Origin of the sequence: Solibaculum intestinale, from assembly GCF_040096205.1 — a bacterium.
Classification (GTDB): Bacteria; Bacillota; Clostridia; order Oscillospirales; family Acutalibacteraceae; genus Solibaculum_A; species Solibaculum_A intestinale.
Genome location: NZ_JBBMFD010000009.1, coordinates 14,389 through 33,610 on the forward strand (window position 1 = coordinate 14,389; position 19,222 = coordinate 33,610).

Consider the following 19,222-nt stretch of genomic DNA (forward strand, 5'->3'; position numbering starts at 1 on the left):
TTTCGCAGGTGCGTCGTTTCCCTTGTGGGGCGAAATCGGAGAGGAGCAGGTACATGAAGGACATATACGATGTTTTAAAAGAATTTGAGGAAAAGGAAAAACAGGAAAGCGCCCGATCGGGGCAGATCAAGGCCGATACCGCGCCGCTGGAAGCGGTGAAGGAAGAGTTGCAGAAGGTGGCTTCCACCGAGCCGGTGAACCCACCGTCCACCCAGGAGTCGCCCCGCCCGGCGGCACAGATGAACGGGGAAGAATCTTCTCCTCTCCCTTCCTCACAACCTCGAGAAACCGACGACATCCCGGAAGGGTTTGCCGCGCTCGGGGAAGAGCCGCAGCCGCCGGCTTCTCCTACAGGGCAGCAGACGGAATCTCCCCCTCAGGCTCTGCCGCCCTACGGGCAGCAAACCTCCCCGCCTTATGGGCCCCCTTCCTATCCGCCTTACGGCCAGGGAGGGCAATACCCGCCTGCCTACCGTGCCCCTGTTTCGGGGCCGCCCCCCTATCCAAATACCGGAAATCCCTGGCAGCCGGGGACTTCTGGACAGAATCCGCCCCCGCCGCCCTATCCGCCCCGTTCCCCTATGGGCTTTCAACCGGAAGCGCCTGTAAAGAAGAAAAATAGAACCTTCAAGGTGCTCGCCATCATCGTGTGCTGCATTTTCGGCGCGTCGGTGCTGGGCTTTGGGGGCCTCGGCATCTATAACCTGGTCACCGGCAAGGATCCCTTCGCTGGATTTTCCTCCAGCAGCTCGGCTCCCAGCCAGCCGGACAACAACGATAACCACGGCATTCAGGGAGGTACCGCCAGTGCTCCGCCGTTTCAGATCGGCGATACCCCCGTCACCTCCCAGCCGATTTCCGAGGACGGTATCCTGACTCCCACTCAGATTTATGAAAAGGTTTCCCCCTCCGTGGTGGCCATCACCGCCATCGTCCCCCAGAGCGGGACCTTTGAGGAAAGCTCCAACAGCTACGGTTCGGGCATCATCATGAATGCAGAAGGCTATATTCTTACAAACGCCCACGTGCTCGGCAGCGCCAGCAACACCTTCCAAGTAAAACTTGCCAATGGGGAAGAATATATGGCCAGCTTCATCGCTGCCGATACCAAGACCGATCTGGGCATCATCCGCATCGACGCGCCGGGTCTTGTCCCCGCCAACTTCGGGGATTCGGACAGCATAGTCATTGGGGACGACGCTTATGCCATCGGCAACCCGGGCGGACCCAACCTGCAAAGTTCCCTGAGCGTGGGGCATATCTCCGGTATCAACCGTGAGGTCATCGTCAACGGCAATTCCGAAATTCCATATATCCAGACCGACGCCGCCATCAATCCCGGCAATTCCGGCGGTGCCTTAATCAATCAGTACGGCCAGGTCATCGGGATCAACACCGTGAAGATTTCCGGCAGCTCCTATGAAGGCCTCGGCTTCGCCATCCCCATCACCCAGGCCCAACCCTATATTGACCAGCTCCTGGTCAACGGCAGAATTCTGGGCCGGGTTCGCATCGGCGCTTCCTTCCAGGTAATCGATGCCGCTCGTGCCGTGGCCAACAATTTGCCCGAAGGCCTCTATGTCTATTCCATCCAGTCGGACAGCGATCTTTTAAACGCCGGCGTGCAGACCGGGGACGTCATCACGCAGTGCAACGGGCACAAGCTCACGGATGTGTCGGTGTTTAAGCAGCTGATTAAAGACAAACAGCCAGGCGAACAAGTGGAGCTCACGGTGTTCCGCCGCCGTTCGGGGAATACGCCGGAACGGGAATTTACGGTAAACGTGAAGGTTCTGGAGGACGTGGATACCGCCTTCCAGATGGCGGCGCCTTAAAAGAGAAAGAACGGGAGGGCGAAGGCCCTCCCGTTCTTGTGCCGGCGGAAAAGAAATTCCTCTTCTCTAAAATCGACAGACGTAGCCCCTTACACTGTGATATGCTAGAGATAGGCCTTGTTTTTTTATGAAGAAAAACCGAGCTGTTGTGATTTCAACATAATATTTGAAATATATGATTGTTTTTTCTGTATAATTATGCTATAATATAGCCATTGACTAAGGCAATCGCGGGAGGCGGAACATATGAAAGGCAATGTCATCGTCGGGCAGTCGGGAGGACCGACCGCCGTAATCAATTCCAGTCTGGTAGGCGTTTATAAAACGGCGAAGGACCGGGGTGCGAAAAAAATATACGGCATGCTGCACGGAGTGCAGGGGCTTTTGGAAGAAAAGGTGGTGGACCTGTCGGAGCACATCCGCAATGACCTAGATATCGAGCTTCTCAAACGAACACCGTCTTCGTATCTGGGTTCCTGCCGGTATAAGCTGCCCAACATTGCAGAGGACGAAGAAACTTATAAGAAAATTTTTGCTATCCTCAAAAAGCTGCAAATCGAGTATTTCTTTTACATCGGCGGCAACGATTCGATGGACACCATTAAGAAGCTGTCTGATTACGCCATGATCCGCGGCATTGACATCCGCTTCATTGGCGTTCCCAAAACCATTGACAACGACCTGGCTGCTACCGATCACACCCCCGGGTACGGCAGCGCCGCCAAATACATCAGCTCCATCCTCAAGGAGGTCATCCGCGACGGCTTGGTGTACGATCAGAAGAACGTCACCATCGTGGAAATCATGGGCCGCAACGCCGGCTGGCTTGCAGGCGCGGCGGCGCTTGCCCGCTGTGAGGACTGCGAAGGACCCGACATGATCTTCCTTCCGGAGATCAGCTTTGATATCGACTGCTTCATCGACCGGGTGGACAAAATCCAAAAGGAGAAGGAGTCGGTGGTTATCGCCGTGTCGGAGGGCATTAAGCTGCCGGATGGCCGCTATGTCTGCGAGCTGACCGATTACGCCCAGTATGTGGACGCCTTTGGCCATAAGCTGCTGGCGGGCACCGCCCGCTTCCTTGCCAACAAAGCGGCCAAGGAAATCGGCTGCAAAACCCGCGCCATTGAATTCAGTACCCTCCAGCGATGTGCGTCCCATATTGTCTCGCGGGTGGACATCACCGAGGCCTTCCAGGTAGGTGGCGCGGCGGTCAAGGCGGCGTTTGAAGGGGAAAGCGGGAAGATGATTACCCTCAAGCGCCTTTCCAACGACCCCTACCAGTGCACTACCGACATCTACGACGTGCACAAAATCGCCAACGTAGAAAAGCTGGTCCCCCGGGAGTGGATCAATGAGGACGGCACCTATGTCACCCCTGACTTTGTCAATTACGTGCGCCCCCTCATTCAGGCGGAGCTGACCCCCATTATGGTGGACGGCCTGCCTCGGCACTTGTATTATAAGGATAAAATTTGATAGAGTGGTGAGGCGAAAAGCCCCGCAGCCAAGGGAGGATCTTCCAAGGCTGCGGGGCTTTTCCTGTTTCCCTGCGGCTATTCGGCCGCTTCCTGGGTCACCTTACCGTCTTTGTAGCAAATCCGCTTTCCATTTAGCGTCACCTGGGCTTCAAACCCTTTCCAGCCGTCCGGCAGCCGGGGAGAGAACTCCACCTTATCCCCGCGGATACGAATCCCCAGCAGCTCTTCGACGAGGATTTTGTAATACCAGGCCGCTGCGCCCGTGTACTGGCTCCAGCCTCCCCGTCCTTGGGCGCCCTCATGAGCATATACATCCGCCGCCATGGCATAGGGCTCGGTTTTGTAAGCCTTCGCCCGTTCTTCATCCAGGTACTTGCTGACCGGGTTTAAAATTGTAAGCAGCCGGTATCCATCCTCCACCCGGCCCTCCCTGAGCATGGCCATGGTCAGCCAGCACGCCCCGTGGGTATACTGCCCGCCGTTTTCCCGCAGTCCCGCCGGGTATGCCTTGACATAGCCCGGATTCTTGACCGACTTGTCAAAAGGCGGGTAAAACAGGCGGATATACCCGCCCTTCTCGTCCACCAGCAGCCGCAGGCAGGCGTCCAGCGCCCGGTTGCGCCGTTCCTTGTCCGGCATCCCGCACAGCACCGCGAAGGACTGGGAAAGGCTGTCGAGCCGGCACTCGTCCGATTGCCGGCTACCCATAGGCGTGCCGTCGTCGTAAAAGGCCCTCAGGTACCATTCACCGTCCCATGCGGTTTCGTCCACCGTTTTTTTCAGCCGTTGCGCTTCCCTGCGGTATCGGTCCGCCCGGTCGGCCTCTCCCCGACCTTCGCATACCGGCGCAAACCGTTCGAGCACCATCGCTAAGAACATGGCAAGCCAAACGCTCTCGCCTTGCCCCTTTGCGCCCACCAGGTTGTACCCATCGTTCCAGTCGCCGCCGCCCATTTTGGGAAGCCCGTGGCTGCCCCACTGCATGGCCCGTTCGATGGCGCTGACCGCGTGGTTATACATGTCCCCGCTCATTAGGGACTGTGCCGGTTCAAAGTACCGCTCCTGCTCATCCTCGCCTAGCTCCGCCCCCGCCAAATACGGCACCTGTACCGTCAGAATACGTTCGTCTTCCGTTATCAGCAGGTATTCACACAGCACATAAGGCAGCCAAAGCAAGTCGTCGGAATACCGGGTGCGCACCCCGTGCATCCGCCCGCCGGTTTTCGGCAGCTGATGCCACCAGTGGAGCACGTCCCCTTCTTCAAACTGATGCGCCGCCGCCCGAATCAAATGCACCCGCGCCAGGTCCGGCCGGTTGAGCATGACCGCCAGGCAATCCTGCAATTGGTCCCGGAATCCCCACGCGCCGCCGCACTGGTAAAAGCCGGTGCGTCCCAAAAAGCGGGAGGACAGCACCTGATGCGGCAGCCACCGGTTGATGAGCTGGTTGAAGGCTTCGTTGGGTGTTTTCACCTGAATGCGCACCTTGGGGGGCGAAAACCGCAGCTTCGTCGAAAGGATTTCCTTAGCCGCTTCCTCGCCCGCGCCCCAGGAAAGGATAAATTTGACTGTCTCCCGCCGCTTGGGCGGCAGCTTCCTTTGTACGATCACCACCCCGCAGGGATCGGGGACGGGAGCCAGCACCCGTTCGTTCCATCGGCCCGCCAAAAACGCGCCCCGGTCGCAGGTGCATTCCTCCGCCCCGCCCTCGCAGGTCAGACACATAGCGCCGGGTACGGCGCTGTTAAAGGGGTTTCGCAAGGTTAGAACCCCTTTTTCCCACTTTGCCGCCAGCTGCCGCGCCGTGGTACGGTTGACGCCTAAGACCGGCTCGGTATAATACGCCGCCTGTACTTGGATTTCCTCTGTACCAGTGTTCTCCATTTCCAGCGTTACCTCCTTTGCGCAACCCTTCTGGGGGACCCGCACCGTCACGGTCGTGTAAACCCTTCCCGCCGTTCCCGTATAAACCGCCTCGCTTGGGGAAAAATGCGCCCGGCTTTGGTCCACGCAGTCGTAGATGTGCCCGTCCATGCGCAGCAGCACCATTTCGCCCCGGTTGTCGGTACGGGTGTCGTTGTACCAGGGGGTGAGCTTATTCTCCCGGGCGTTTACCGCCCAGCTAAAACCCAGCGCCCGGTCGGACAGGCAGGTGCCGAACGCTTGGTTTGCCAGAATGAGCACCCAGGGAAGGGAAGGGGGCATTTCCACCGTAAACCCGTTTTCGGTAAAGACCCCACCTTCCACCGGGAGCAGCGCCTTCCTTGCTTCCACCCGCGGTTCGGCGGAAGAAAAGGCCGCCGGAATGAAATTGGGAACCGGCGCATCCTCCCGAATCATGGATTTTGGCGCAATGTGGCAGGCCGCCGCTTTGAGTAACGTAATCAGCTCCTCGCCGTAGCGCATCCGGTCCACCGGATGTACCCCGCCGTTTGCGTGCAAAAGAGGCTCGGCCTCCTCGGCTTTGACCGCGTCCTTGATGGCACCCAGGACCGGCTGGGCATAGTCGCCCCCTTCCTCAAAGAGAACCGCCAAATCCATCGGGATTCCCGCCCGGTGCAGGCAGGAAAGCAGCCGGATATAGGGCTGCAGGCGGGCCGCGTCCGCCGCCGTATCCATCTCTACCAGAACAATGGGATTGTCCCCGGAAATGCCCGCTCCCCACAAAGCGGGAATCCCCAGCCGGTTGTGGCGCTGGGCTTCGAGGATCTCCGGGCTGTCCCGCAAAGGAAAGAAAAGCTTCGGGAGAATGGTTTGTCCTAAGCGTGCTTCCATGCCGCTGCCCGAAAGGGGAGAGACCGCCGCCTTTTGGGGCTGGAGCGGCCCTTCCTGCCGTACCGCGGCAAACCGTTCCAGCGCTTCTTCGCTGCTTCCCGCCGCACACAGGCAGAGGGTCACCGTCTTCTGCCCCTTGGCGGGCAGCTCCAGCCGGCACTTGAGGCACAGCGCCGGGTCCGGCACGCCCTGCCCCTTTTTGAGCCCTTTTTCAAACGCCTCCGGTAAAGAAAAAATTCCTCCCGGCCTCGACAGGACCCGTTCCCGGCTGCAATCGTAGGAGAAGGGAATGTCCTCCAAAATTCCCGCCGCCAGAGCCACGCTCGACTGGCTTCCCCGCTTTTTGCGGGAAAACAGGATGACCCCGCTTCCCTCGTCGTACTCGCTTTCCACAAAAATCCGGGAAAAAGCGGGATGGGCCAGATCGTCCGCGTCCTTTGCCAAGCACGGCTCCAGGTACAGCAGCAGCTCCACGCTTTTGCGGGAGCCCCCGTGGTTCCTAATTTGAAACATCCGCTGTTCGCAAGCCATGCGGGGATGCAAAGCCGCCATCATCCCTGCCTCGATTTCTCCTTTTTTTGCGTAAAAGGCTGTGTAGGAAGGGGCGAATTCCACCCGGTGGGAAGCTTTGCCCCGGTAAAGGGGCGCTTTGGTCACCGAAAACATCTCATTGCCCGCTTTGATGAAAGCAAAAATCCCCAGCGGGCGGCGCAAAAGGTCGAAAGACCGCCTCGTTAAATCCAGCCCCCGGTATTTGGAGATCGACGCGCCCGTATCGGTAATGCAAAGCGTCCATTCTCCGTTTTGCAGCAGCTGCATCCGGGGAGAGGCCGGATTTAGCTGGGTGAATTCCTCTGTTGTGCCGGTAACCCGTCCTGGCTTTTCCGGCACCTCTCTGCGGTCGATATCCTCGAACACCACCGCTCCGGACGGGATTTTTTCTTCCAATAACTCTCTTGCCGCATCCATTTGATGGTCCTTGAGAAACCTCCTCTGAAAAATGTCGTTTTTGAGCAGATTGGCCACCGCCACCAGGCTCATCCCTACATGGTGCGCCATGTAGCTGCGCACAATGGCGAAGGGCGCGTGCTCCACCCGCTTCTTGGTAAAGTCCACTGCCTCGTAGAACCCGCACCGACCCCTTATTCCCAACCTGGCCAGGCGTTTGAGGTTGGCCATGGACGCCACCGGCTCAAAAGGCAGCGTCAAAAAAGCGGAGTAGGGGGAAATGACCAGCTCCGCGTCCAGCCCCCGCTTGAGCCCCAGCTTTTGCACCCCGTGGGCCTTGTATTGATAATTGAGCTGTGCGTCGAAGGCGTAAAACCCGCTTTCGGAGATGCCCCAGGGCACGTCCTTTCCCCGCACGCACCGCCGCTGGCAGTACACGCAAAACCGCAGCGCCTCGAACCCCAAAGACCCTTCCGGCGACGGCAGCAGCAGATGGGGCATAAAATATTCGAACATAGTCCCCGTCCAGCTGACCGGCCCCGTGTACCCGCCGCTGCGTGCCAGCGTCCGTCCTAGAGCGCCCCAGTGTTTCTTCGGCACCTGCCTCATTGCCACCGCAAAGTAACTGGTCATGCGCGCTTCGCTCATCAAAAGGTCGTAATAAGACGAGGTCAGCTCTCCCGCCTGCAAATCGTACCCGATGTGAAAAAGCTTGCGCCGCGGATTATACATAGGGGATAGGTCGGTTTCGGCAATGATTTTGTGAAGCCGCCCGGCGATTTCGGCAATCCGCCCGTCCTCACCCTTGTATTCCAGCAGCCCCTCCCGGGCCGCCACCGCGCAGCAGGCAAAGTTCCCCGAATCCACTGTGGACACATATCGCGGCGCCATAGCCCGCAGGGTCTTCGTGTCGTACCAGTTGAGCAGGTTCCCATGCCACTTTTCCAGCCGCTCAATGGAGGAAACGATCCGCTCCATCCGGCTTGCCAGCTCCTCGCCTTCGATGAGCCCGAAATCCCGTGCCGCTACCGTGCACAAAAGCAGAAACCCGATGTTCGTCGGGGATGTGCGGTGGGCGACGGCGGCCACCGGCGCCTCCTGACAGTTGTCGGGCGGCAGGTAATTGTCCTCCGGGCCGCACAGCTCGTCGTAATACCGCCACATGGCCGCCGCCCAGGAATGGAGTTTTTCCCGGTCCTTGAAGGAAAGAGGACTGCCCACCGGCTTTGCCCCCCGGGAGGTAAACAGGCACAAGGGCAGCAAGAACAAAAACGCAAGCCCCGCCAGTTTGGTCAGTCCTTCGGCCGCGAACAGCAATAGCCCCAGCCCGATAAGCTCGCACACCCAGGTCTGCCGTATGGCGCTTCCCAAGTCGTTTCCATGCTCCGCGTCCGCCGCCGTCACCCAGTCGAGCAGCCCCTTCTTGGATACGAACAGCCGCCACAACGCCCGGCTGATGGCGGACAGGGAAAGCAGAGCGTTTTTGGGCAGCATAATCAGCCCAAACACCGCCTGGGCCAGCGCGTGCATGGCCTGGGGCATGGCTTTCGAATAATACTTGCGTGACAGCATGGACAACCCGCCGTGAATGAGCCCGGAAACCAGACCGAACAGCCCGCCTCCCACACAGGAGAGAAGCCCCGCTCCCGCCAGGACCGCCGCCACGTCCCCCGAAAAGAAGGCCGACGCGATCACGCAGCCCAAAGCGATTACCGGGGTCGCGCTGCGCCTTAGGTTATCAAAGAGCTTGTAGCGGGAAAGCCCGTCCAAAGGGTTTTTCTTCCCATTTGCTGTTCGATAGCCCTTCGAGAGCCACAGCATGTTCTGCCAGTCCCCCCGGATCCACCGGCCCAACCGCGCCATCCACGGCAGCATGGCCGACGGGCACCCGTCGGTCATCTCCACGTCGGACAAAAAGGCCGTGCGCAGAAACCCACTTTCCAAAATGTCGTGGCTGAGCACCTGGTTTTCCGGGATGGCGGTGTCCAGCAGGGTATAAAACGCCTTTGCGTCAATGAGCCCCTTGCCGGCAAAAATCCCTTCGCCGAACAGGTCCTGGTACAAATCCCCCACCGCCGTGTTGTAGGCGGTCACGCCTCCTAACCCCGCCATAATCCGGGAAAACGGGGTCTTGGCGGAGGACGCAAGGTCGGTCTCCATCCGGGGCGCCAGAATGCCGTACCCCGCCGTCACCCGTCCGCCTTCTTCTCCGTAAACCGGCCGATTGAGCGGGTGCAGCGCACACGCCACCAACTCGGACACCGTGTTCATCAGCGGCTCGGTGTCCGCGTCCAGCGCCAGAAGGTAGCGCACCGAGGGAAGCTGTCCCAGATCCCCTTCGCTCTCCAAAAGCTTCAGCCGTTCTCCCGCCACCATCCGGCAAAGCTGGGTGATGGCGCCGCGCTTTCTTTCCCATCCGCTGTAGGCCCGCTGGGTCTTGCTGTATACCCGCGGCCGCACCAGTAGCAAAAAACGGTTTCCGTACTGGCGGTTTAAATCCCGGACAATCCGCTTTGCCGCCGCGATGGCGGATACGTCCTCCGGCAACGTAGGCGTGTCCGCCTGCTTTAAGTCGGCCAGGATGCAGTAAAGGATATTCTTCCCGCCGTTTGTAAAACAAAGCCGCGTCAGCCGCTGCCGCAGGGGCTGGGCCTTTTCCGCCGTAGAGAGTAAGGTGGAGATGACCACCGCCGTTTTCCCCTCCTCCGGGATGCCTTCACGAAGGTCCATCCGCGGCAGAATGGTGGGCGGGATTCCCTTGAGGGCGAAGTAGTCCACCGCCGGCTTGACCGCCTCCCAGAGCGGGAAGAACAAAAGCGGGATGCTCCAATACGCTCCACACCAAACTCCCGCCAGCGCAGCGATGGCCGCCGCCAGTACCACGTTGACGGTAAGGGCCGTCACGCCCCGCCGCCTGCGCTTGTGAAGAAACGTGCGTTCCTCCAAAATCCAGTAGCCGATGTGGCGTTGTCGCTCTTCAGAAGCCGCCTGCGCGTTTGTAAGCGCCTCCTCTGCCACCTGGATCTCGGAAACCCGCCGCCGGATGGCCAGATCGCTGATCCTGCCCCGGTAAAGGGCCCTTGATTCCTCCGCCATCTTCGGATAGGTCCCCGTAGGGTCCCTGCGCAGGATTTCTTCCACCGGGCTAAACGGCTCGGTGATAAGCCCAAAGTCCAAGTTCGGGATTTCCTGGATAGACCCTACCGCCGCACCCATGCGTAAGGCTGCCGCCCCGTCCCGTTTTCCTTCGCAGCACTTGGCCGCCTGGTGCAGAAGCGCCGCCTTGAGCATCGGCTCGATGAAATCCAGCTCGCATCCCTCCAGCGGCCGTACCTTTCCCGCCTCTTTGAGGATCCCGGTCAGCGTCTCCTCCGAGAATCCCCCTGTTTTCGCGCACAGCAGCTCGCACAGCCGGTACACTGCCCACATCCGGTCCTCTCGGCGCGTAGGCAGAGGCCGCGCCGTCTTCATCACCCGCAGAAGGGAACGCCCCTCCCGTTCCAGCAGGTAGAAGTTGTCGCACAGCCATTCGGCCACCCCGTGCCGGTCGTCGTTTTGCAATTCTTCCCGGTAATGCCGCCGCAGTATATTTAGGTCGCTCTCCACCTGCCGCTTGATCGCCGGCGCCTTGCGAAACTGGAGTTCTCCAGGCGCTCCGATCTGCTCGGCAAGACCGACATTCTGACGGTTTTTCTGTGTTGCAGCCATGAAACGTACCATCCTTACCCTTGAAAGTACCGGACGCGGTGATTGCGCATCCGCAGTTCACAGGATATTGTTTCCATGGACGGCGAAAAAATACCCGGCTGCTTTTCTTATTCACAAGGCTTCGGCCGTTCCCGGTGGGAAAAGACCACGTCCGCTCTCGCTTCTTTCCGGTCGCTCCGGCCGCACAGATAATCTGCGCTGACCCGGTAAAGATCGCAAAGCTCCACCATATCGCCAATCCGAATCCGCGCCGTGCCTGCTTCCATTGCCTGGTACCGTTTTTTCGAGGTCCCGATGTACGTGGCCACCTGTTCCTGGGAAATCCCCGCCTCCAGACGCAGCTGCTTGATTCGCTCCATTGTCATAAAACCGCCTCCTTTTTCCGCAAGGATACCTCCTTTTCCGGAAAAAAACAGGGCCTGATACTACTAATAGGAAGTATAGCAATTGTTTTTGCAAAAAAATTCGGCCCCCTGGTTTCCCAGAGGGCCGAAGCTCGCCTTATAAGTCGCCTTTCTTGTGGGCCAGGCGCAGGAAAATCTTGCGCAATAGGTCCGCCGGCACCACCAGGAAGGAGAGCCACAGCACCGTTTGAAGCTCCTTCGCAGTAAGCCCCGCCGTGCGGAAAAGGCTCCCGCCGAAGTAGATGAGCAGCAGCTGCACCGCCACCACCGCCAGCATAATCACCAAGAAGGACTTGTTTCTCGAAATGTGGCTAAGCAGGTGGAGCCGGTGGGTCCGGGCGTTGAAGCTATTAAACACCCCGCAGAAAATAAACAGCGCGAAAAACGCCGTCATCAGGTAAATGTAATCCGGCGAAGGCCGGAACAGCCCCGCGATGGACGGCAGCTTTAAAAACGCCACGCATACGCATATGGTGAACAGTCCCATACACACAATCTGGTTGAGCATATAGCGGTTGAGCACCGGTTCGTCCCGCCGCTTGGGCGCCTCCTTCATGTAATCCTTTAGCGGCGGTTCCCCCGCGAAGGCAAGCCCCGCCAGCGTATCCATGATGATGTTGATCCACAGCATCTGGATCACCGTCACCGGCGTGTCGATGCCGATAAACGGCCCGATGATGGACACGCCCACCGCGCATAGGTTCATCGTCAGCTGGAACACGATGAATTTCCGGATGCTCTTGAAAATGGTCCGCCCGTACAGGATCGCCTTGACGATGGAGGCAAAATTGTTGTCCAATATGACAATGTCTCCCGCTTCCTTGGCCACCTCCGTGCCCGCGCCCATGGCAAACCCCACGTCCGCCTTTTTTAGGGCCGGCGCGTCGTTGATGCCGTCCCCCGTCATTCCCGCTACCAGCCCCATCTCCTGGGACAAGCGCACCAGCCTGCTCTTGTCGGTGGGCAGCGCTCTTGCCACCACTCGTATGTTTCGCAAAACCCCTTTGAGCTGCCCATCGTCCATAGCCGCCATCTCGCTGCTGGTGAGGACTGCTCCCTGGCTGTGGGTGCTGATGAGGCCGCATTCCCTGGCAATGGCCGTGGCCGTCTCCTTGTTGTCCCCGGTAATCATCACCACCTGGACCCCCGCCCCCTGCACCTCCTTAATGGCGCCTCGGGCCTCCGGCCGGAGTTCGTCGCGGATGCCCACAAGCCCGATCATGCACAGGTTTTTGAATTCCCCTTTCTGGGTTACCGGCGTGTCGGACACCGCCAGCGCCAGCACCCGCACCGCGTTCTGGGTCATCTCGTTCCATTTGTGCCGCAGCGGGCTTTTGTCCAAAAGCGGCCGTATCCGCCCCTTCTCGTCGTAATACCGCGTGCAGGCGGACACGATTCGTTCCGGCGCGCCCTTAATGAGGATCAGGTCCTGCCTGCCCTTGATGTGGGCGGCGGAGAACTTATGCGCGCTGTCAAAAGGGACCGTTTCCAGCTTCGTGTACCCCTGTACGTTTTTGGAAAGGGGGAGAACAAAGTTTAGAAGCGCCCGGTCGGTGGCGTTGCCCCCCAGCGCTTTCCCGTCGGATACCACGCTCCCCGAGTTATGGACGCAGTTGAGCTCCAAAAGCTCGTAAAGCCCCTTGCAGCTTTGGATTCCGCCTGCCTTCCTCGGCTCTTTCCCGTCTCCGAACACAAACTGGCTCACCGCCAGCTTTCCCTTGGTCAGCGTTCCCGTCTTGTCGGTAAACAGGATGTTCAGGCTTCCGGAGGTCTCGATGCCCACCAGCTTTCGCACCAGCACCTGGTCTTTGAGCATCCGCCGCATGTTGGAGGACAGCACCACCGTAATCATCATCGGAAGCCCTTCCGGAACCGCCACCACCACCACCGTAATCGCCAGCGTCAGCGCGTGCAAAAGATGGCTTAGTACCGTGGGCCAGTCGGAAAACATCAGCGCCATTCTGGCCGCGTCAAAGCCGTTATCCATCACAAAGGAGTGAAACAGGTCCGCAAACGCCACCAGCGCCGCCGCACAGTATCCCAGCCGGCTGATGATTTTCGCAAGCCCCGCCAGCCGCACCTTCAGCGGGCTTTCCCTGGTTTCCTCCTGCATCTCCCTGGCCATGTCCCCGTAGAAGGTGGCGTCGCCCACCCTGCGGATCTGCACCACGCCTTCCCCCGCGCACACGATGCTCCCCCGGAACACCTGGTTGCGGGACATCAGGTCGAAGTCCTCCGGCAGATCGAACCCAGGCTTTTTGGTAATCTCCTTGCTTTCGCCGTTTAAGGCCGATTGGTCGATATGTAGCTCCCCGGAGACCACCACTCCGTCCGCCGGCACCCGTTCGCCTGCCTGCAAAAGAACCAGGTCGCCCACCACGATTTCCCCCATGGGCACCGACTGGATGCCCCCCAGGCGCTTGACCCGGCACTGGATTTTCTGCGCGTCCTCCTGTAGTTTGATAAAGGCCGATTCGCTTCCGTATTCCGACAAAGTAGAAACAAAGGTGGCCAAAAAGATCGCCACCGCAATGCCCGCTGTTTCGTACCAGTTGAAATCCCGGAACAAAAAGATCACATTGATGGCCAGCGCCGCCAGTAAGATTTTAATGATGGGGTCGCCGAAGCTCACCAGGAACTGCTTGAAAAAACCGTTTCGTTTCTTCTGTGTCAGCTCGTTGGAACCGTGTGTTTTCCGGGATTTTTCCACCTCCTGCGGACTAAGCCCCCGTATGGCCACCGGCCTTGCCGGCGTTTTCTTTCCAATCACGCTCGGATCACTCCTCCAATCCCATGCCGCATCCATCGTGCGCGGATGCTATATTGTATGGGGGAATGTCCGCTGTTATGACCCACCGCCCGCTTCGGCCTGCCCCTTCCATAAACGCAGCAAAACGGGCCTGGATGCCGTTTCCAGGCCCGTTTTGCTTTCATCGTCTTTTTAAAAGAACATCAGCTTCATAATCAGCGCTGCAATGGCCGCGCCGATGAGAGCGCAGCAGACCATCCGGGAGATCATCACCAGCCGGCCCGCTCGTTTGAGGCTTCCGCCCGGCTGGCCCATACCGATGAGCAGCTTGGTCGCCCGGCGGCGCAGCTCAGCGTCGTTCAAATGCAGCATATCCGGCCGCACAAAAAGAATCGCCCGCTCAAAATACTCGTTTTCCGTTTCCGAAACCTCAATAATATGTTTATTTACCCCTCGAATCATGCAAAACCACCTCGTCTTCTTCGTATTCTTCCTGGGGTTTCCACAAATTCCACAGACTTTTCAACAAGTTTCCACATTGCCTGTGAAAAGGAAAACCACGTGTTTCCCATCTGCTGGTATTTTTGTCTGTATATCCGGTGAATATGCAAGGGGATTCCGGAAAAAAGCCCGCCCGGACAAGGAAAATGCAATGCATATACACGGGGTATAGGAGAGTTAACATAAAAGTTGTGGAAAACTCCGTGGAAAAGGTGGAAAAGTCGGCGGAAATCAAAAAGGGATGGTGGAAAATCCTTTTGATTTCCTCCACAGGAAAAGAGGATCCTAAAATTTATGTAAACTTCTGTCGATACCCAGAGTTAAACGTTGTCTGGTCAGCCGCCCGTTGCCCTGTGAAAACCCGCCTGTGGAAAACAGAAGGGGCGGCTGGAAAAGCTGGGTTTGCTTTCACCCCAGCCGCACGTGCGCGCCGGCAAAAAGAACAGGCGTCTCTGAGACAACGCCGATAAAAAACAGCCGACAGCAATGTTGCTGTCGGCTGTATCCGTCAGGGTCTCTCGGCGGCCTTCTCTTTTCCAAGCAGAAGCTCCGCCAGCTCCCGGGGCGTGTCCACCTCGTACTGCACCTTGCACTCCTCCAGGCTTGCGCCGGCGTCCAGCCCCCATCGGACAAACGCAATATCCGCCCCGCACCGGTTGCAGGCCTTCACATCCCGGATTTCGTCCCCGATGTACAGAAGATCAGACACCGTTACCCCGTGCTCCTTGGCAAACTCCTTGATGGTCTTGTGCTTGCCGAACAGCCCGTTGGAAGAAACGATTTCCAGCTCGAAGGGGAGGGGATACCGATGGAAAAAGGAGCGGATATTCTCCACCGCATTGGAGGAGAGCACCGCGATCCGATAGCCCCTTTTGGAGCAGGCGAGGAGTAACTCCAGCATCCCGTCGAACAAGTGGATTTTCTCCAGATTCTCGCCGTAGAGCGCAATGAACTCCGGCCGTATTTTCATCATAAAGGAAAGCATCCGCACCTTCTGGGCCACCGGAAGATCGTCCCGGTCCCGAAAGTGTTCCGGCTCCACCTTGGTGATGCCGTGACGCCTGAGCAGGGTGTGGGTGATTGCCAGCACCATTCCATAGGAATCGGCCAGCGTTCCGTCAAAATCGAACAACAGATAGGAATAGTTCATGTTTGCTCCTTTGTTTTCCGCCGTCAGCGGGAATCCTTGACCGACCGGGCCACCAGATACTGTATGGTTCTCTCCACCGCGTCCCGGGAATTTCCCCAGTCCTCATTGTTGCCCGCGTTGCGATAGTCGTACATTTTGCAGTAATGGGAAACGTCCTCCTTGAGCGCCAGAAGATACCGTCCGGATACCTTGGCCGCCGCTTCGCAGAAGGCCGCCCGATCCCGTTTTTTAAGCTTTCCCGCCGCGCTGACAAGCTGCTCATAGTGGGGCAGACACAAAAAGGGCTGTTCGTCGAACAGGGCGCGAAATTCCGCTTCCTGTACCCAAAGCCGGCATACCGTATCCAGCATCCGTTCCATGCCCCACTGGATTTTGTCGCACACAAAGCAGCCCGCTTCCTCGGTGAGAAAGGAAAGTCTTTTTTTGTCAAATACCTGCTCTTTGATTTCAATCAGCCGGCTTTCCAGCATGAGCGCCAAAGAAAGCCGGTTTTTCTGCCCGAGCATTTTACGGAAGTGGTCCTCGCAAAAGCCCCGGCGGTTGGTTTCCATACGCACGTCCGGCTCCATCATGGCAGCGCCCATGATGTATTCCACCATCCGCGTCTCCACTGTGTCCCGCATCCGGCAGATGGGGCATCCGTCCTTGGGCTCGAACACCTCGCTCACGGGAATGGTGCAAATATCCTCTCTCATGGATGTATCACGTCCTATGGGTAAATTTGTTTTCTGCGTAATGTTACAATTATACCACAAAGCTGCTATAATAACGGTTACAAACCTGTGAATGAAAGTAGGAAAATACGATGCCCCTTCCCGCGGTTCAACTTGACGGTACCATTGTCTTGCAGGCGCCGGATCTCGACCTTCGGGCGACGCTTCTGTGCGGCCAGTGCTTTCGCTGGGAGGAGCGGGGAACCGGCTTTTTCGGCGTGGTGTCCGACCGGGCGGCGCTTGTTTCTTACCGGGACGGAAACCTGCTCATTGCCCCGGCTACCCCGCTCAAAGAAGACGAGGCTGCCTTCTGGCGGAATTATTTTGACTTGGACCGGGACTATGAAGCTCTGCGCCGGCAGATGGCTCTCCACCCGGTTTTGCGTGAGGCCTGTGCCTTCGCCTCTGGCATCCACATTCTCCGCCAGCCCTTCTTCGAAACCCTCTGTTCCTTCATTCTATCCGCCAACAACAACATCCCCCGCATCAAGGGGATCATTGAGCGTCTGTGCGCCTGTTTCGGTCCTGCTTTGGAGGACGGGCATTTCGGCTTTCCCTCGCCGGAAACCCTCGCCGCCCTGAAAAAGGAGGACTTGGCCCCCCTTCGCTGCGGCTACCGGGCTTCCTACCTGCTGGACGCCGCCAGGCGTATGGCGTCCGGAGAGCTCGACGAAACGGCGCTTAAAGCCGGTCCCATGCCCGATGCCAGAGCCGCCCTGCAAACCGTCATGGGAGTGGGCCCCAAGGTAGCCGAATGCGTGCTTCTCTACGGCCTGGGACGGATGGAGGCCTTTCCCGTGGACGTTTGGATGCGCCGGGCTCTTCTTGAGCATTTTCCCCAAGGTTTCCCGGAGGAATACCGCTCTTGCGCGGGGCTTGCCCAGCAGGTCCTTTATCACTGGGTGCGTCAGAGCGGGAAAAGCGGGGAAAAAGCATAATTTTGAGCAAAAAGTCCCTTCCTTTTTTGTCTTTCTTAGAGTATAATAAAGGGTACCTAAGGCGGACGGCTCCGCCAAAGGCCCGGCAGCCACTCGCTGCCAGAAAAGAAATAGGAGTGATGGATGAATGCCTCTCGTAAACACCAGAGAAATGTTCCAGAAAGCGTACGATGGCGGTTATGCGATCGGTGCGTTTAACGTCAATAACATGGAGATCATTCAGGGAATCACCGAGGCTGCAAAGGAACTGAACGCCCCGCTGATCCTGCAGGTTTCCGCCGGCGCCCGCAAATATGCGAGCCATACCTATCTGATGAAGCTGGTAGAGGCCGCCTTGATCGAAACCGACCTGCCCATCGCTCTGCATCTCGACCATGGCGACAGCTTTGAGCTGTGCAAAAGCTGCATTGACGGTGGTTTTTCCTCCGTCATGATCGACGGCTCTCATTACGATTACGAAGAGAACGTGGCCCTGACCCGCAAAGTGGTGGAATACGCCCATGAGCGCAACGTCACCGTGGAAGGCGAGCTTGGCCGTCTGGCCGGCATTGAGGACGCGGTGAACGTTTCCGCCGAGGACGCTTCTTATACCAATCCCGCCCAGGTGCAGGACTTTGTGGAGCGCACCGGCGTAGACTCGCTGGCCATCGCCATCGGCACCAGCCACGGCGCGTATAAGTTTAAGCCCGGCCAGAAGCCTCAGCTGCGTTTTGACATTCTGGAAGAAGTGTCCAAGCGCCTGCCCGGCTTCCCCATCGTGCTGCACGGCGCCAGCTCCGTCATTCCGGAGTTTGTGGAGAAGATCAATAAGTTCGGCGGCGCCATGCCCGACGCCATCGGCATCCCTGAGGAAATGCTCCGCCAGGCCGCTAAGATGGCCGTGTGCAAGATCAACATTGACTCTGACCTGCGTCTGGCGATGACCGCCTCTATCCGCGAGCATTTTGCCGAGCATCCGGATCATTTTGACCCGCGGCAGTACTTAAAGCCTGCTCGTGCCGCCATCAAGGACATGGTTGCTCATAAGATCAACACGGTTCTCGGCTGCGCTGGCAAAGCATAAGCAGAAGAATAAAAAGGCCCGGAAACCCATGGGTTTCCGGGCCTTTTTTGTGTGCCGATAGGCCATCGGCATCTTACCATTAGGAAAACGCTGCCGTCCATTTACAGGCAGTGGATAAAGGCACAGGCAAGCCGTATGTCGTGCCTGCAATATCTCATGCCGCGGGCATTGACTTGCCCGGGATGTTTGGAACGATGCGGCGAGAGCTCATAGAAGCAACCATACGCATCCGCCTACCGCTTCAGGCGTTTGATGGCCGCCTTGGTCTCCTGAGACACCCGGTAGGATTCGGTGATCTTTTGAAGCGCCTTGTTGAAAGTCCAGTCGTCCAGAGGGCAGTCCTGCAAAAAAGGCCCGGTTTCGTGCGGAAACTTTATGTAGCATACGCTAATCAGCCAGGCGTTTGCCATGCGCACATAATAATGTTCGCTTTTTATCCTTCCGCTTGCCTCCAAAATCCGCCTTACCGTGTCTGAGGTGAGGCACTGGCTTAAAAGCAGCACCAGCCCCATCCGGACGGCCCAGGGGTTCTCCGAGGACAAAAGCTCGCCTAAAAACGGCCCCCATTCCTCTCGGTGCTTTGCCACGGTTTTGAGTCCCATGCAGGTGCTATCGCAAACCGCCCAGTTGTCGATCCTGGGGACAAAGGCGCGTACCCGCTCCATCACGATCTCGGTCGGTTCCTTTAAAAACCCCAGCACCAATCCGTAGAGCAGGATTTCTTCGTAATACCGCGGGCTTTGCGCCGCCAAAAGATACCCGTTCCAGTCCCCATTAGCAATCTGCTTTGCCAGGGCCTTCAGCGCCGGGGCCCGCACCCCCAGCATGGGCGCCGCCGTGTCGGGGACGATGCGGGCGTTAAATGCCCGGTACCCCTCCTCCGCCATGGCCTCCAGCCGTGTCACCAGCTCACCGTAATCCGCCCGCGTGAAAGGAACTCTCGTAAACTCCGCCATC

12 protein-coding genes are annotated in these 19,222 nt (G+C 58.3%); 5 read left to right on the top strand and 7 right to left on the bottom strand.

Annotated elements, in window-relative coordinates:
• The first annotated feature begins 53 nt into the window (after nt 1-53).
• Together WMO26_RS06805 and WMO26_RS06810 are read left to right on the top strand one after the other, a co-directional pair.
• A complete protein-coding gene (locus tag WMO26_RS06805; RefSeq protein ID WP_349219151.1) occupies nt 54-1,835 on the top strand; it encodes a S1C family serine protease in 1,782 nt (593 codons plus the stop codon).
• Nucleotides 1,836-2,081: 246 nt separating this feature from the next.
• The gene (locus tag WMO26_RS06810) at nt 2,082-3,314 is read left to right on the top strand and encodes a 6-phosphofructokinase (protein ID WP_349219153.1); all 1,233 of its coding nucleotides are present in this window, start codon (nt 2,082-2,084) and stop codon (nt 3,312-3,314) included.
• 77 nt (nt 3,315-3,391) lie between these two features.
• Here WMO26_RS06810 and WMO26_RS06815 read toward each other — a convergent pair whose 3' ends face one another.
• The 4 genes from WMO26_RS06815 to WMO26_RS06830 form a co-directional block, all read right to left on the bottom strand.
• Entirely contained in the window at nt 3,392-10,747 is a 7,356-nt protein-coding gene (locus WMO26_RS06815) for a GH36-type glycosyl hydrolase domain-containing protein (RefSeq protein ID WP_349219155.1), read from the bottom strand.
• Nucleotides 10,748-10,854: 107 nt separating this feature from the next.
• The gene (locus tag WMO26_RS06820) at nt 10,855-11,112 is read right to left on the bottom strand and encodes a helix-turn-helix domain-containing protein (RefSeq protein ID WP_349219158.1); all 258 of its coding nucleotides are present in this window, start codon (nt 11,110-11,112) and stop codon (nt 10,855-10,857) included.
• Nucleotides 11,113-11,248: 136 nt separating this feature from the next.
• Nucleotides 11,249-13,921: a calcium-translocating P-type ATPase, PMCA-type gene (locus tag WMO26_RS06825; protein WP_349219160.1), complete on the bottom strand. Its 2,673-nt coding sequence runs from the start codon at nt 13,919-13,921 to the stop codon at nt 11,249-11,251.
• Between the two features lie 171 nt (nt 13,922-14,092).
• Complete coding sequence (locus tag WMO26_RS06830; protein WP_349219162.1) at nt 14,093-14,362, bottom strand: hypothetical protein; 270 nt, start codon at nt 14,360-14,362, stop codon at nt 14,093-14,095.
• A 242-nt stretch (nt 14,363-14,604) separates the two neighbouring features.
• On the opposite strand from WMO26_RS06830, the gene WMO26_RS06835 reads away from it, so the two are divergent.
• On the top strand, nt 14,605-14,871 hold the full coding sequence (locus WMO26_RS06835; protein WP_349219164.1) for a hypothetical protein: 267 nt from the start codon (nt 14,605-14,607) through the stop codon (nt 14,869-14,871).
• 38 nt (nt 14,872-14,909) lie between these two features.
• Here WMO26_RS06835 and WMO26_RS06840 read toward each other — a convergent pair whose 3' ends face one another.
• Together WMO26_RS06840 and WMO26_RS06845 are read right to left on the bottom strand one after the other, a co-directional pair.
• Nucleotides 14,910-15,551: an HAD hydrolase-like protein gene (locus WMO26_RS06840; protein WP_349219165.1), complete on the bottom strand. Its 642-nt coding sequence runs from the start codon at nt 15,549-15,551 to the stop codon at nt 14,910-14,912.
• A gap of 23 nt (nt 15,552-15,574) precedes the next feature.
• On the bottom strand, nt 15,575-16,246 hold the full coding sequence (locus tag WMO26_RS06845; protein ID WP_349219167.1) for a DUF6062 family protein: 672 nt from the start codon (nt 16,244-16,246) through the stop codon (nt 15,575-15,577).
• A 110-nt stretch (nt 16,247-16,356) separates the two neighbouring features.
• On the opposite strand from WMO26_RS06845, the gene WMO26_RS06850 reads away from it, so the two are divergent.
• Both WMO26_RS06850 and fba read left to right on the top strand, forming a co-directional pair.
• A complete protein-coding gene (locus WMO26_RS06850) occupies nt 16,357-17,202 on the top strand; it encodes a DNA-3-methyladenine glycosylase family protein (RefSeq protein WP_349219169.1) in 846 nt (281 codons plus the stop codon).
• Between the two features lie 127 nt (nt 17,203-17,329).
• The gene (fba, locus tag WMO26_RS06855; protein WP_349219171.1) at nt 17,330-18,265 is read left to right on the top strand and encodes a class II fructose-1,6-bisphosphate aldolase; all 936 of its coding nucleotides are present in this window, start codon (nt 17,330-17,332) and stop codon (nt 18,263-18,265) included.
• 233 nt (nt 18,266-18,498) lie between these two features.
• Here fba and WMO26_RS06860 read toward each other — a convergent pair whose 3' ends face one another.
• Nucleotides 18,499-19,221, bottom strand: coding sequence for a DNA alkylation repair protein (locus WMO26_RS06860; protein ID WP_349219172.1), 723 nt, complete (start codon nt 19,219-19,221; stop codon nt 18,499-18,501).
• Between the last annotated feature and the right edge of the window lies 1 nt (nt 19,222).